The 13,712-nt window shown below is 63.2% G+C and carries 11 protein-coding genes; 1 reads left to right on the top strand and 10 read right to left on the bottom strand.

All coding sequences use genetic code 11. The features are described 5' to 3' along the window. Nucleotides 1–8 precede the first annotated feature (8 nt). The 6 genes from AC0L2P_RS08200 to AC0L2P_RS08175 all read right to left on the bottom strand — a co-directional run bounded on the left by AC0L2P_RS08200 (nucleotide 9) and on the right by AC0L2P_RS08175 (nucleotide 8,298). On the bottom strand, nucleotides 9–1,331 hold the full coding sequence (locus tag AC0L2P_RS08200) for an NAD(P)H-dependent oxidoreductase (protein ID WP_473500713.1): 1,323 nt from the start codon (nucleotides 1,329–1,331) through the stop codon (nucleotides 9–11). 213 nt (nucleotides 1,332–1,544) lie between these two features. After that, entirely contained in the window at nucleotides 1,545–2,651 is a 1,107-nt protein-coding gene (locus AC0L2P_RS08195; protein WP_473500712.1) for a mandelate racemase/muconate lactonizing enzyme family protein, read from the bottom strand. A gap of 48 nt (nucleotides 2,652–2,699) precedes the next feature. After that, entirely contained in the window at nucleotides 2,700–3,422 is a 723-nt protein-coding gene (locus AC0L2P_RS08190; RefSeq protein ID WP_473500711.1) for a GntR family transcriptional regulator, read from the bottom strand. Between the two features lie 256 nt (nucleotides 3,423–3,678). Then, complete coding sequence (locus tag AC0L2P_RS08185; RefSeq protein ID WP_473500710.1) at nucleotides 3,679–4,833, bottom strand: efflux RND transporter periplasmic adaptor subunit; 1,155 nt, start codon at nucleotides 4,831–4,833, stop codon at nucleotides 3,679–3,681. A 16-nt stretch (nucleotides 4,834–4,849) separates the two neighbouring features. Beyond that, nucleotides 4,850–8,029, bottom strand: a complete 3,180-nt coding sequence (locus AC0L2P_RS08180) for an efflux RND transporter permease subunit (protein WP_473500709.1) — start codon at nucleotides 8,027–8,029, stop codon at nucleotides 4,850–4,852. After that, nucleotides 8,023–8,298: a hypothetical protein gene (locus tag AC0L2P_RS08175; protein ID WP_473500708.1), complete on the bottom strand. Its 276-nt coding sequence runs from the start codon at nucleotides 8,296–8,298 to the stop codon at nucleotides 8,023–8,025. Before AC0L2P_RS08175 ends, AC0L2P_RS08180 begins: the two co-directional genes overlap by 7 nt. Before the next feature lie 253 nt (nucleotides 8,299–8,551). On the opposite strand from AC0L2P_RS08175, the gene AC0L2P_RS08170 reads away from it, so the two are divergent. Further along, entirely contained in the window at nucleotides 8,552–9,133 is a 582-nt protein-coding gene (locus AC0L2P_RS08170) for a TetR/AcrR family transcriptional regulator (protein ID WP_473500707.1), read from the top strand. A gap of 544 nt (nucleotides 9,134–9,677) precedes the next feature. Here the strand turns inward: AC0L2P_RS08170 and AC0L2P_RS08165 are convergent. The 4 genes from AC0L2P_RS08165 to AC0L2P_RS08150 form a co-directional block, all read right to left on the bottom strand. Then, the gene (locus tag AC0L2P_RS08165; RefSeq protein WP_473500706.1) at nucleotides 9,678–10,700 is read right to left on the bottom strand and encodes a LacI family DNA-binding transcriptional regulator; all 1,023 of its coding nucleotides are present in this window, start codon (nucleotides 10,698–10,700) and stop codon (nucleotides 9,678–9,680) included. Between the two features lie 57 nt (nucleotides 10,701–10,757). Next, complete coding sequence (locus AC0L2P_RS08160) at nucleotides 10,758–11,552, bottom strand: ATP-binding cassette domain-containing protein (protein ID WP_473500705.1); 795 nt, start codon at nucleotides 11,550–11,552, stop codon at nucleotides 10,758–10,760. Nucleotides 11,553–11,556: 4 nt separating this feature from the next. After that, nucleotides 11,557–12,543 (bottom strand): ABC transporter permease, encoded by a 987-nt coding sequence (locus AC0L2P_RS08155; RefSeq protein WP_473500704.1) that lies wholly within the window; start codon nucleotides 12,541–12,543, stop codon nucleotides 11,557–11,559. A 106-nt stretch (nucleotides 12,544–12,649) separates the two neighbouring features. Then, nucleotides 12,650–13,582 (bottom strand): substrate-binding domain-containing protein, encoded by a 933-nt coding sequence (locus tag AC0L2P_RS08150; protein ID WP_473500703.1) that lies wholly within the window; start codon nucleotides 13,580–13,582, stop codon nucleotides 12,650–12,652. Between the last annotated feature and the right edge of the window lie 130 nt (nucleotides 13,583–13,712).

Here is a 13,712-nt window from a genome sequence, read left to right as displayed (position 1 = left end):
CGGCGGGGTCAGGCTGCGTTTGTGACGAACCGTCCGTCCGACTGGTCGAGACGGCGGCGGATCTGGGTTATCACCATCGAATCGTCGGGTACACAATTTTCATAGGTCAGGAAGTCGCCGGTCTTGAGCGGCTTGACCACCTTGGCGCGCTCGGCAAGGCCGAGCGGCAGGGCGCCGCGGGCGCGCGCATCCTCCCACGTCATGGCGAAGCCGCGATAATCGTTTTCGCCGATCATACCGAGCGACTGGCCAACGCCAAGATCGCTCTTGGCAACCGCCACCGCCTCGGCGACCGGACGGTCGAGCGGCTCCATGTCGGCGCGCTTGTAGACCACGGCGCGCGCCGCCGACAGCGGCACTTCCAGGCTGGTCAGATGATAGGGCCGGAAGATCGTGAAGTACGGCCCTTTGCCGACCTTGAGGTCGATCATGCGCTCCAGCACGCGCGGATGCCGGGTCTCGATGATGCAGAACACGCCGGGCGCGACGCCCTTGCCGATCGAGTAATCGACAACGCCTTTGCGGTGCAGCACGCCGCCATCCTCGCGTGGGCAGAGCACATTGGCCAGGTCCTCGAGCGTCGCGGTCGGGCCGTGCATGCCCGGCACATCGGGCACCAGGCCGGTCGCATTGGCGATCGCCACCATTTCGATCGCCGTCTTCGAGCCGTCGACGAATTCGACCAGCATGCGCGCATTCATGTTGCGCTCGGCCGCCTCCTTCTCGTAGTCGGCCGGCATGGCGTCGATCTTCAGCGGATTGTTCTTACCCTTGCCGGCGGCGATGATGGTGAAGCCGAGGCTTTTGGCAAAGCCGATGATTTCCAGCGTGCAGGCCGGTTCGTCGCCGGCGGCACCGGTATAGACGACGCCGGCCTTGCGCGCCTCCTCCTTGAGGAAGCGGCCGATGGTGATGTCGGCTTCGACATTGAGCATGACGATGTGCTTGCCGTTCTTCATCACTTCGAGCGCGAACAGTGTGCCGATATTGGGATTTCCCGTCGCGTCGATGATGACGTCGATGTGGCCGGCCGCCGCCAGCGCATGCAAATCTTCGGTCACCGCGATCTTGCCGGCCTCGATGGCGCGGTCGATCGCCGCCGCATTGCCGGCCTGGACGATGTCGGAACGGTCGTGGCCGGCGAGCAGCGCCGCGTCGATCGCTGCCTGCGGCCTGACTTCGGAAATGGCGCCGATCCGCATGCCTGGCATCAGTGCCACCTGGACGACGATGTCGGTGCCCATCTGACCGGCGCCGGCAAGCCCGATGGTGATCGGCCCCTGCTGTTCAGCGCGCTGCAGAAGTTCCGCTGCAAATTGCGGATGGGACATGTCGCTTCCTCCAGTTCCGGACGCGCCGCAGCGTCCAAATCAGTATTTTGAACATTTCTATTTCCAAATGAAAAATATTTCAACCGGCAATTGGACATTGTCGCCCTGCAATCGGCAGAAGATGATTGGATGAGCGGTCAATCCACGCGGCCATGCCTCTGCAGTCAGGAGGGCGCGGCAGATTCAGGTCGATTGGGTGCAGCCCTATTGCGCTCAGCTGCCGATTTCGAAGAAGGGCGCGCCAAGCAGGTCGGGAACGACATCGATGCCGAGGCCCGGCCCATCCGGAATGCCCATGCGGCTGCCCGACACCGGCGGCATGTTGGATGCGGTGCGCACCGTCACCCATTCGTGGAAGGCGATGGCGTGCAGCCGGCGCTCCTCCGGCGTCGACAGCGACAGGTGCGCCATGGCTGATGTGTCGATCTCGGCACCGCCAGTGTCCTCGACCGTGATCATGAAGCCGAGGTCGACGGCAAGGTCGCGGATCTGGCGCGTTTTGGTGACGCCGCCGAGGCGCGAGATCTTCAGCGTCAGCCCGTCGGCGGCGCCCTTGCGATGGATGTCGAGCATATCATCCAGCGAGGCGACGGATTCATCGAGCACCATCGGCTTGTCGAGCGAGCGGCGCACCGACAGGCATTCGTCGATGGTCGTGCAGGGCTGCTCGAATGTGTAGTCGATAGCACGCGTCGCGTCGGCAAACTGGCGTGCCTGGTAAGGCGTCCAGCCGGCATTGGCGTCACAGAAGATGACGGTGCCCTTCGGCACTGCGGCGGCGACGGCGGTGATGCGCTCGATGTCGTCATGGACATTGCCACCGACCTTGACCTGCAGCCGGTGAAAGCCGTCCTTGACGATGCGCTTGGCAAGTGCGGCCATCACCTCGACCGTGCCATGGGTGACCACCTTGTAGAGTTCGGCCGTCTCGCTTTCGCGCCCACCGAGCAGGGTGACCAGCGGCATGTCGGCGGCGCGCGCCGCGAGATCCGAGCATGCCATGTCAAGCGCCGACTTGATGTAGGGGTGGCCCTTGAACACCGTGTCCATTAGCCTGTTGATAGTGGCAAGCCCGCGTGGGTCATGGCCGACAAGATGCGGCGCGATCTCGACGACGCCCGCGCGGACACCAGCTGCGAAGGCCGGCGAGTAAAAATTGCCGAGCGGCGCCATCTCGCCCCAGCCGGTGAGCCCACTGTCGGCGGTGACGGCGACGATTACCGCGTCGAACGCATCGGCGACGCGCCCCTTGGACATGCGGTAAGGCCCGTCAACGAAGGGCTGGACGACATGGTAGGCCTTGATGGTTTTGATCTGCACGTTTTCTGTCCGTTGCTATGTTCCGGGATGACCGCCAACTTGTCGGGCTCAGCCGCCTTTGGGCTGGCCGGCACGATCGGCGCCGGCCTTTGGGCCGCGTCGCTCCAGCCCGCGCGCATAGGCGAGCAATGCCTCGAAATCGAAATCAATATGCTCCTTGGCGTGGCGCTGCGCAGCGCGCATGTCGGTACCCTTGAGCAGCCGCACATAGGTCTCGTGACCATCTTCGGCAGGCACCGGCTCGTTGCGCGCCCGCTGGTGCAACGCGAAATACATCTGCAGCCGGCTGGTCAGCCGCTGCCAGGTTTCCAGGAGCACCGAATTGTCGGCCCATTCATGGATCAGGCCGTGCAGTTGCAGCGCCGTTTCAATCTGGAGAGTGGTGTCCAGCGCGTGCGTCGCCCGTTTCACTGCTGCATGGCGCCGGTCTAGCTCATCGAAGAAGCGCTGGTCGCGCAGCGGCCAGGTCCGCTCAATGGCGAATTCGTCCAGCACTTTGTTGAGCGAATAGGCATCGTCAATGTCCTTGGCGGTAACATCGATGACGAACGTCCCGGCATAGGGGATGCTGGTCAGGATGCCTTCCTGCACCAATTCGCGCATCGCCTCCCGCAATGGCGCGCGGCTCACCCGCATCTGCTCGGAAATCCTGAGTTCGTTGAGCTTCTGCCCCGGTTCCAACTGGCCGGTCAGGATCGCCCGCCGAAGCAGCGCGACGATCTCGGCCCTGCGTGTCGTATCCGCGATCGGATTGAAATCCAGCTTTGCCATTCGGCCGCTCCGGGAGATCAAAAGCTAGACAAGCAGATTGTCGACAATCTAACAAGAGGGTAATTGCGGGTTCAGGTTCTCCGCTGGCCAGCAGCTTGCGGCAGATGGGTGCGTCACGGCCCGCTCTATTTGCGCCTTCATAGCTCCTGCCAAGCCGAGCGCGCCGATGTCGCGGATCTTGCCGACCTGCTCAGCAAAAGCGGCGCGCTTGGCGTGGGAGCCGAGGGCGCCGCGGGACCGGACCTGATGGGGGTTATCAGGTGGCCGGTTTCTCGGGCAGCGGCGAGACCGGCATTCCCGGGCCGATCTTCTGCAAATTGCCGGTAATCACCCGGTCGCCTTCGGCCACACCGCTCAAGATGGCGACCTGATCGCCATTGGTCGGTCCGAGCGAAACGATGCGCTGGTCGACCGTGTTGTCCTTGCCGACGACATAGAGGTATTTGCCGAGCTGGCCCGAGCCGAGTGCCGTCTGCGGTACCATCAGCGCATCGGGCTGCTCTTTAACGTGCAGCCGGACGCGGACATACTGGCCGGGCAGCAGCGTGAACTTGCCGTTGCCGATCGTCGCCCGTGCCGTGATCGTGCCGGTCGAGCGATCGATGGTGTTGTCTATGAAGGTAAGATCGCCCTTCTGGCGCGGCTCCGTTTCACCGGGAAGCAGGACATCGACACCGATCGGTCCAGCGGCGCGGGCCTCCTCGATCTGTGTCAGGTCCGTTTCGCTCGGATTGAACGTGACGTAGATCGGATCGAGCTGCACCAGCGAGTTGAGCACAGTGCCGGCGACGCTGACCAGCGTTCCAACGGAAGCCTGGCTGCGTCCGATACGTCCCGCGAACGGGGCACGGATTTCGGTATAGCTCAAATTGAGCTCGGCGGTCCGCAAAGCGGCCTGGTTCACGGCGAGCGAGGCCTGAGCCTCGCGCAAGGTGCTGGTGCGCTGGTCGAACACATCCTTGGCAAGATAGCCGCTCTTGGCGAGCTCGCTGCCGCGCCCGAGACTGGAGCGCGCATAGTCGAGTGTTGCCGTGTCGCGCTGGATAAGCGCCTTCGCCTGCTCGAGGGCAGCCTGGAAATCCTCAGGCGCGATCTTGTAGAGAAGGTCGCCCTTCGCAACGTCGCTGCCGTCGGTGGCGACCTGCTCCTGCAGATACCCCGGCACGCGCGCCTGCAGCGTGATGCTGCGGATCGGCTCTACCCGGGCGGCATAGTCGAGATAGATCGGGATCGTCTTCTTGACGACGCTCACCACCGGCACCGGCATGACAAAAGCTTCCGGCTTGGGGGTTGCCGCCCCGGCTGTGCCGGCGTTGAGGCTGAGGCTGCCCATGTCGAGCAGGTGAACGCTCGCCACCGAAATCGCCCCAAGGGCGACGGCCGTTCCCAGCGCCATTTTCCATTTACGCATGATCAATTCTCCAGTCCTATTCAGCCGCCTCGGCCAAGGGCTCGAAGGCAAGTTCGGCAGTTGGTTGTTCGGTCGCTTCGGAGACCGGTTCGCTCTCGCTGCGGCGCTCGCGCAGCTGCTCGATCACCGCATAGAAGACCGGCACGAACACCAGCGACAGGATCGTCGCCGCGACCATGCCGCCAAAAACGGTGGTGCCGATCGACTGCCGGCTCGCGGCACCCGCACCTCTGGCGAACATCAGCGGCAGCACGCCGAGGATGAAGGCGAAGGCGGTCATGAGGATCGGCCGCAGCCGCAGCCGTGCCGCTTCCATCGCGGCCTCGACGATGCTGAGGCCTTCTTCGCGCCGGCGCCGGGCAAACTCGACGATCAGAATCGCGTTCTTGGCCGCCAGTCCGATCAGCATGACGAACCCGATCTGCGAATAGACGTCGATCTGCATGCCGCGCAGCCACAGCACGACGAATGCACCGAACAATGCAAGCGGCACTGCCAGCAGGACCATGAACGGCATCGCCCAGCTCTCATATTGCGCGGCGAGGATCAGGAAGACGAAGACGATGGCAAGGCCGAAGACGACGGATGCGATCGATCCCGCCTTGAGCTCCTGATAGGTGATGCCGGTCCATTCGTAGCCGAAATCTCTCGGCAACGCCGTGGCAGCGGCACGCTCCATTGCCGCCACCGCCTGGCCGGACGAAAAGCCGGGGGCGGCGCCGCCATTGATCAGGGCCGACGCATTGTTGTTGTAATGCGGCACGGTCTCGGGGCCGACGATGGGGACAAGTTTGCCCAGCGTGTTCAGCGGCACCATGCCACCCGAAGCATTGCGGACATAGAGCCGCGAAATGTCGGCCGGGCCGGCACGAGAGTCCTTGTCGGCCTGGATCGTCACCCGGAAGGTGCGGCCGAACAGGTTGAAATCGTTCACATAGAGCGAGCCGAGATAAATCTGCAGCGTGTTGAAGACGTCCGGCAGGTTAAGCCCGAGCAGCTTCGCCTTGGCGCGATCGAGATCGTAGTTGAACTGCGGCGTCGAGGTCGAGAACGACGAGAACAATTGCTGCGGGTTGAGTTCGGGCTGCTTGCGCGCCTCGGCAATCACCGCTTGCGTCGCATCGTTGAGCGCCACGCTGCCGCGGCCGGTCAGGTCCTCGACCTGGAACTCGAAGCCACCGGTAGTGCCGATGCCCGGGATCGACGGCGGGTCGAAGCTCAGGGCAAAAGCCTCGGGAATTTGCAGCAGCTTGTTGCGCACATCGGCGACGAGCTTCGAGGCGCTCTGGTCGGGGCCGCGTTCGTCCCATGGCTTCAGGATCGCGAATTCGACCGCCGAATTCGACTGCGCGGCACTGGTCAGGAAGTTCAAGCCGCTGATCGAGCCGACGATGTCGACGCCGGGCGTATTCTGCAGGATGTCGCGTGCCTTTTGCGCCACCGCGTCGGTGCGTTCCAGCGAGGCCCCGTCGGGGAGCTGGATGACGACGAAGAAGTAGCCCTGGTCCTCGACCGGAAGGAAGGTCGAGGGCAGGCGCTGCCAGACGAAATAGGTGGCGACAAGTCCGGCCGCGAACACGCCGAGCATGATCCAGCGCAGGCGGATGAGAATGCGCACGCCATTCGCATAGGCATGCGCCAGCCGTTCGAAGCCCGTGTTGAACCAGCGGAACAGCACAAACTGCGTTTCCGGCCGGTGGCGCAGGAAGGCGGCGCTGAGCGACGGGGTAAGCGTCAGCGAGACGAAAGCCGAGATACCGAAGGAGATCGCCACCGTCAGGGCAAACTGGTTGTAGAGCCGGCCGGACACGCCGGGAATGAAGGCGACCGGCACGAACACGGCCATCAGCACGGCGGTCGTGGCGATGATCGGGCCGGTGACCTCGGCCATCGCAGTGCGCGTGGCGGCCAGCGGTTTGAGGCCGGCCTCGAGCTGGCGTTCGACATTCTCGACGACCACGATGGCATCGTCAACGACGAGGCCGATCGCCAGCACCATGCCGAGCAGGCTGAGCATGTTCAGTGAGAAGCCAAGCATATTCATCACGGCCAGCGTCGCCACCAGCGACACCGGAATTGCGATCGTCGGGATGATCGTGGTGCGCCAGCTTTGCAGGAAGATGAACACCACGGCGACGACCAGGACCAGCGCTTCGCCGAGCGTGATCAGCACGTCGTGCATCGAGGCCGAAACGAAACGTGTCGTATCGTAATGCATGGCGTAACTGACGCCCTTCGGGAAGCGGGCCGACAGCTCCTGCATCTTATCCTTGACGCGCTGCTGCAGATCGAGCGCGTTGGAGCCCGGCATCTGGTAGACCGCGAGCACCACCGTCGGATCCTTGCCGAAGAAGGCCGACGACGAATATTGCAGCGCGCCGAGCTCGATGCGGGCAACGTCGCGCAGCCTGACCAGCGAGCCATTGGTGGTATTGGCCCGCACGACGATGTCGCCGAACTCCTTGGGATCGCTCAGCCTGCCGACGGCGTTGACCTGCATCTCGAAGGCGGTGCCGGCCGGAGCCGGCGATTGCCCAATTTTGCCGGCCGCCACCTGGACGTTTTGCTCAGCGACCGCGTCCTGCACGTCGACGGCGGTGATGCCGAGATTGGCGAGCTTGTCGGGATCGAGCCAGATGCGCATCGAATAGCGCCGCTCGCCAAAAATCTGCACATCGCCGACGCCGGGCAGGCGCTTCAGCGGATCGACCACCTGCAGATAAGCTAGGTTGCTCAAAGCGACTGGATTGACGGAACCGTCGGGCGAGGTGAGGTCGACGATCAGGACGAAGTTCGGGTTCTGCTTCTTGATCGTCACACCGCCCTGGTTGACGATGGCCGGCAACGAGGAAGCCGCCTGTGAAACGCGGTTCTGCACGTCGACGGCCGCGGTGCTCAGGTCGTAGCCGACGTCGAAGGTGATGGTGATCGTCGAGGAGCCGTCATTGGAGCTCGACGACGACATATAGGTCATGCCCTGGACGCCGTTGATCTGCTGCTCGAGCGGCGTCGTTACCGTGTCGGCGACGACCTGCGCGCTGGCGCCCGGGTAATGGGCGCTGACCACGACCTGGGGCGGCGTGATGTCGGGAAATTGCGAGACGGGAAGGAGAAAATAACTGATCCCCCCGGCGAGCACCATGATGATGGCGATCGCCGACGCAAAGATCGGACGCTGGATGAAGAAGTTTACCATGAGATGCACGCCTCGCCCGATGCTCTGGCCCGGCCAAACGCCCGGGCTACCCTGGACAGCCGCCGGCTGCGCGTTGAGCCGGAATCTTGGAGAAACCCGAAATCTTCCACAGGGCCACGCGGCGCATTGCGGCGCTCGGCCTGCTCGTCGGCCAGCGCACGCAGCATCGCCTCGAAAGACCGCGGGTCGACACGGTCGGCCTTCATCAGCATGCGGATCATCGGATCCCTCACGACTTCATCGATCGTCAGATCATTGCGCTGCGACATCGAAGCGGCTCCTGCTTTTTGGCGATCCGCGGCAAGCCGCGGATCGGGTGTTCTCTTGCTCGCCGGCCGGGGCCCTAAGGTGCGGTTCGTCGCCTTGCTGATCGGGGCTAGGCTGATGGCCGGCACTTGCGAGTTTGACATGATGCAATGCGGGTGTTACAGGTAAGTAACATCTCTAACGTTACAGACCGGTAACACCCTAGTCAAGAGGTGCACCAAGGGAATTTCGGGAAACGCAATCACGGAGGTTTTGATGACAGACGGTGTTGTGGAGCGTGTTCGCCCCCGGGACAGGATCCTGGAGACGGCACGGGACATGTTTCACAAGCATGGCATTCGCGGCGTCGGCATCGACGCCATCACCGAGGCCGCCGGCACCAACAAGATGACGCTCTACCGGCATTTCGAATCCAAGGACGACCTGATCATCGAATGTCTGCGGGCGACCGCCTGCAGCGCCAACGCGATGTGGGAAAAGTTCGAGGCCGAGAATCCGGGCAATAAGCTGGCGCAGCTGCACGCCTGGGTCCGGATGGCGGCAGATTGCCTGATGTCGGATCGTCGCGGTTGCGACATGGCCAACGCCGCCATCGAGCTCAGCGAGACCGATCATCCGGCAAGGCAAGTGATCAAGGAACTCAAGGAAGCGCAGCGCGAGCGGCTGGTCTCGCTTTGTCGCGATGCCGGCATCGGACAGGCCGAACTTCTTGCGGACACGTTGTCGCTGTTGCTCGAGGGCGCCCGCGTCAGCCTGCAAAGCGTCGGCGCCGAGGGCCCGAGCGCGCAGTTCGTCCGCATGGCGGAAGGCCTGATCACTTCTTTCAGGGCCAGATAATCTCGCAAGCGGCGAAACGATCCGTGGCGTTTCGATTGCGCGCCGCGCCGCCGGGTGGTGTCTCGTCCCATCGCAATCTGCCATCTCGCGTCTCCCTTGCCGATCCTCCGCACCATTGCCGGCGCGGCGCTGTTTGCTGGTTGTGAGGCAGGATAGGGCCGCCGGCGATCCGGTGAGAGTGACAAGTGTGACAGGATTCTGCCCGACAAGCCGCGGCGGGTCGCAGCAAAGCTCGTCGATTCGCGGATCAACAGTCGTGTCCGGTGCTGTCCCGACCGCAAGCATTGGCGCTATCCCGGAGCCGGAACAAAAAAAGCCCGCTGCCGGGAGGAGGTGGCAGCGGGCTCGATTTCGAATACGGCACGGGAGGAGGTGTACCGCACTCAGCGTCGGCATCGCATCTGGGAGGAGTAGATGGCCGACACCTGCGAAAGTATCGATTGCCCAATGATTCGGCAAGCACAAAAGTTGCATAGGTCATGTGCAGATTTGCGGTATCCACCGAATTTTAACGATTAGGCCGAGCGAATATCGCCTCGCAGCATCACTGCACCGGGACATTTTCCTTGAAGATCAGGCGGGGCTCGATGAATTTCCGCGTCAGGTACGGCGCCGACGAGGCGATCGAGCCGAGCAGGCGAATGACCGACTGTTCGGCGATCAGCCGCGCATTCTGGTCGATGACCACGTCGAGCAGATCATCGACGAGATAGCCGCGCGTCTCGCGCGTCAGATCATGGCAGATGAACACCGGCTTCTTCTGCGGCCTGGCTTCGAGCAATGCTTTTGCCACGCCCGAGCGTCCGGCACCGACACAATAGATGCCTAGCAGCTCCGGCTCGTTGTGCAGCGCCTTCATGGTCGCGGTATAGCTGACCTCCGGCTCGTCGTTGATCTCCACGGCGCTGGTGACGGTCAGATTGGGGAACTCCTCGCCGAGCACGGAGCGAAAGCCCATTTCGCGTTCTTCGTGGCCGCGATAGGAACGTGAGCCGACGACCATCGCCAGATGGCCCTGGCGGCCGCCGAGGAAGCGTCCCATCAGCAGCGCCGCTGTTCGTCCGGCCACCCGGTTGTCGATGCCGACATAGGCCGAGCGGGGCGCGCCGGGAACATCGGACACCAGCGTGACCAGGCGGATGCCGGCCTCGACGATCTCGCGCAAGATGTTGCGCGTTCTCGGATGGTCGACGGCAATGACGCCGACACCGTTCACCTTGAGCGAGAGGTTTTCGACGGCCGCCTGCAAGGCACTCGGCGAGATGCCGGCGAGCTTGTGGATGCGGCAGGAGGCGACCAGCGGCAGGCGCGCCGCATAATCCTCGATGTGCCTGGCCAGATCGGCCATGAAGGCATTGCTGCCGATCGGCAGGAAGAATTCGAGATGCGCCGGCCGCGAGGGCAACGCGACCTGGTCGACGACCGGCAGATAGCCGAGTTGCTTGGCCGCCTCCATTACGCGCTGCCGGTTGGCGGCACTGGCCCCCGGTCGGTTGTTGAGCACACGGTCGACCGTCGCGCTCGACAGGCCGCAGCTCCTGGCAATATCCGAAACGGTGGCTTTCATGTCGCAACCATGTGGCGATGCGATCCAGTGCCTCGACGATAAGGCCGGCCCGGCCGCTCAGCCGGGCCGTTGCGTACCCTCGACCAGCGCGTCACGGATTTCCTTGTCCGACATGCCTGTGATGACGCGTTCGACTTCTGCGACGCTGGTCTTCTTCGGGTCGATATCGTCGGCGACCACCTTGCCGCGCCGCATCACGACGATGCGGTCGACCACCTGAAAGACATGATGGATGTTGTGGGCGATGAAGATGCAGGAATGGCCTGAGTCGCGGGCGCTGCGCACGAAGCTCAGCACGCCTTGCGTTTCGGCGACGCCGAGATTGTTGGTCGGCTCGTCGAGGATGATGAGGTCGCTGTCGAAATGCATGGCGCGCGCAATCGCCACCGCCTGCCGCTCGCCGCCGGAGAGCGAGCCGATCGGCGTCGTCGGCGGGATGTTCTTCGAGATGCCGACCTGCTTGAGCAGGTCGCGGGCAACCACATTCATCGCCTCCTGGTCCATGCGGTTGAGGAAACGCGGCGGCTTGATCGGCTCGCGTCCGAGAAACAGGTTGCGTGCGATCGAAAGCTGCGTCACCAGCGCCGAATCCTGGTAGATCGTCTCGATGCCATGGGCGATGGCGTCGCTGGTGCTGCGCAAATTCACCTTCTTGCCGCGGATGAAAATGTCGCCGCTGGTCAGCGGGACCGCGCCCGACAGCACCTTGATCAGTGTCGACTTGCCCGCGCCGTTGTCGCCGAGCAGGCCGACGATTTCCCTTTCGTTGACATGGAAATTGGCATCAACCAGCGCCTGAACGCGGCCATAGGACTTGCGAATGTTCGTCATGCGGATCAGTGGCTCGATCATCGTCTCAAGTCCCTGCCTGATGCCGGCGTTCCAGCCATGAGTGGAGCGCCATCATGCCGAGGATGATGGCACCGATGAAGATGTTGTAGGCTAGGCCAGGCACGCCGATCAGCACGATGCCGTTGCGCATCACGCGCAGGATCAGGATACCGAGCACCGTGCCGATGATTGTGCCGCGTCCGCCAGTCAGCGCCGTGCCGCCGATCACCACCATGGCGATGACTTCGAGCTCGTAGCCGGTGCCGCTATTGGGGTTGGCCGCCGAGGTGCGTAGCGAGGAGATGACGCCGGCGAGCGAGGCCAGGATAGACGACAGGATGAACAGGCCGATCTTGACGCCGCTGACATTGACGCCGCGCGCCCTTGCAGCACTCGGGTTGCCGCCGGCCGCCTGGATCCAGTTGCCTGTCCGGCTCTGCGTCAGCACGTAGCCGAGCGCGATTGCGGCGGCGATGAACCAGAACAGCGACATATAGATACGGAACGGCCCGATGAAGAAATCGCCGATCAGCGCTTCCGCCAGCCAGCTGCCCTCGGCGCTCCAGGTCCGCTGCGGAAACCCGCTGGTGACGAACAAAGCGGTGCCGCGCACCACCAGCAGCATGCCCAGCGTCACCAGGAAGGATGGAATCTTGAGCTGTGTCACGAACCAGCCATTGACCAGTCCAATGAACGCAGCGACCACCAGCGCGATGACGAAGGCGGCTTCCAGCGAGGCGACGCCGCTGTTGAACAACGTCCACATCAGCACCGGCGAAAAGCCGAACACCGAGCCGACCGAGAGGTCGAATTCGCCTGATGTCATCAACAGCGTCATCGTCAGCGCGATCAGCCCGAGCTCGACCGTGAAGGCCAGCGTGTTCGAGATGTTCTGCGGCGACAGGAAGTCGTGGTTGATGCCCCAGAACACGGCGATCTCGATGACGAGCAGCACGAACGGCCCGAACTCGGGCCGCGCGATCGAGCGTTGGATAAGAGAACGATTTTCCACCTTGGACCCGCGATAGGATTGGAATTGGCCGAGACCGCAACCGGCTTCGGCGGATGATGCGACAGTCACGGCCGCCGAAGCGGCCGTGACCAACTCGATCGCGGATTTATTTGCCGGACAGGATCTTGTCGTAGACTGCCGCGGTGTCCTTCTCGTACAGGGCGCCGGTGATCACGTCGAAGCCCGGCGGAATGCCGCTGGCCGCCATGTTGGCAAGTGAGAGCGCGACGTAGCTGGTCGCCTGCGGATCCTGCCACTGGCCGGCATTGACGTAGCCGTTCAGCACTTCCTGCGTAGTGTCGAGCGAGTTGCCCCAGCCGACGACCGGGATTTCGCCCGGCTTGACGCCGACCTGGTCGAAAACCCGCTTGATCGAACCGGTGACAAGGTCGCCAAGACCGATGATCGCCTTGACCTTGGCCCTGTTGGCAGTGAGGTAATCGACCATGCGGTTGATCACTTCGGCCTGGTCGAGCGTCGCTTCGGTGATTTCATAGGTGATGCCGAGCGGCTCGAACACGCTCTTGATGCCTTCCTCTTCCTGGACGCCATAGGTGGCGCCGGGAACTTCGACCGGCATCCAGACGAAGTCGCCCTTCTTCACCAGGCCCTTGTCGACCAGATACTGCGCCCAGTGCTTGCCGAAGGTGACGTTGTCGCCGCCGACATAGGCGTTGAAGTCCGCCTTGGGGTCGGGCGTGTTGAAGTTGATGATCGGGATGTTTGCCGCCCGCGCTTCCTTGGCGATCTCGACAAGGCTGCCCGGATCGGGGCTGGTGGTGACGATGCCGTCGGCCTTGGCCGATATCGCCGCGCGCACTGCCTCCTGCTGCGACGCCACGTCGTTATTGTGGAACGACGTGTTGACGGTGTTGCCGGTGTCCGTCGCCCATTGCTTGGCGCCGGCAAGGAAGTAGGTCCAGACCGGATCGGCCGGGCCGCCATGCGAAATCCAGTAGAACGTCTTGGCCTGTGCCGCGGCCGGGATGGCCAGCGCCACCACTAAGCCGAGTACAAGCAATTTTAGCCTCGTCAGCATTTGATTTCCTCCCATTTGAACCGAACTCCTCCTCCGACGACGATCGCGGCCAAAAGCCGTGCGCGGCCAAAACCGGTATCGCATTTTGCCAGCGTCGACCTGGGCGCATTAGAGCATTCCCTTTTTCGAT

Source organism: Mesorhizobium sp. WSM4836, from assembly GCF_055811815.1.
This window is presented reverse-complemented; position numbering and strand designations above follow the sequence as displayed.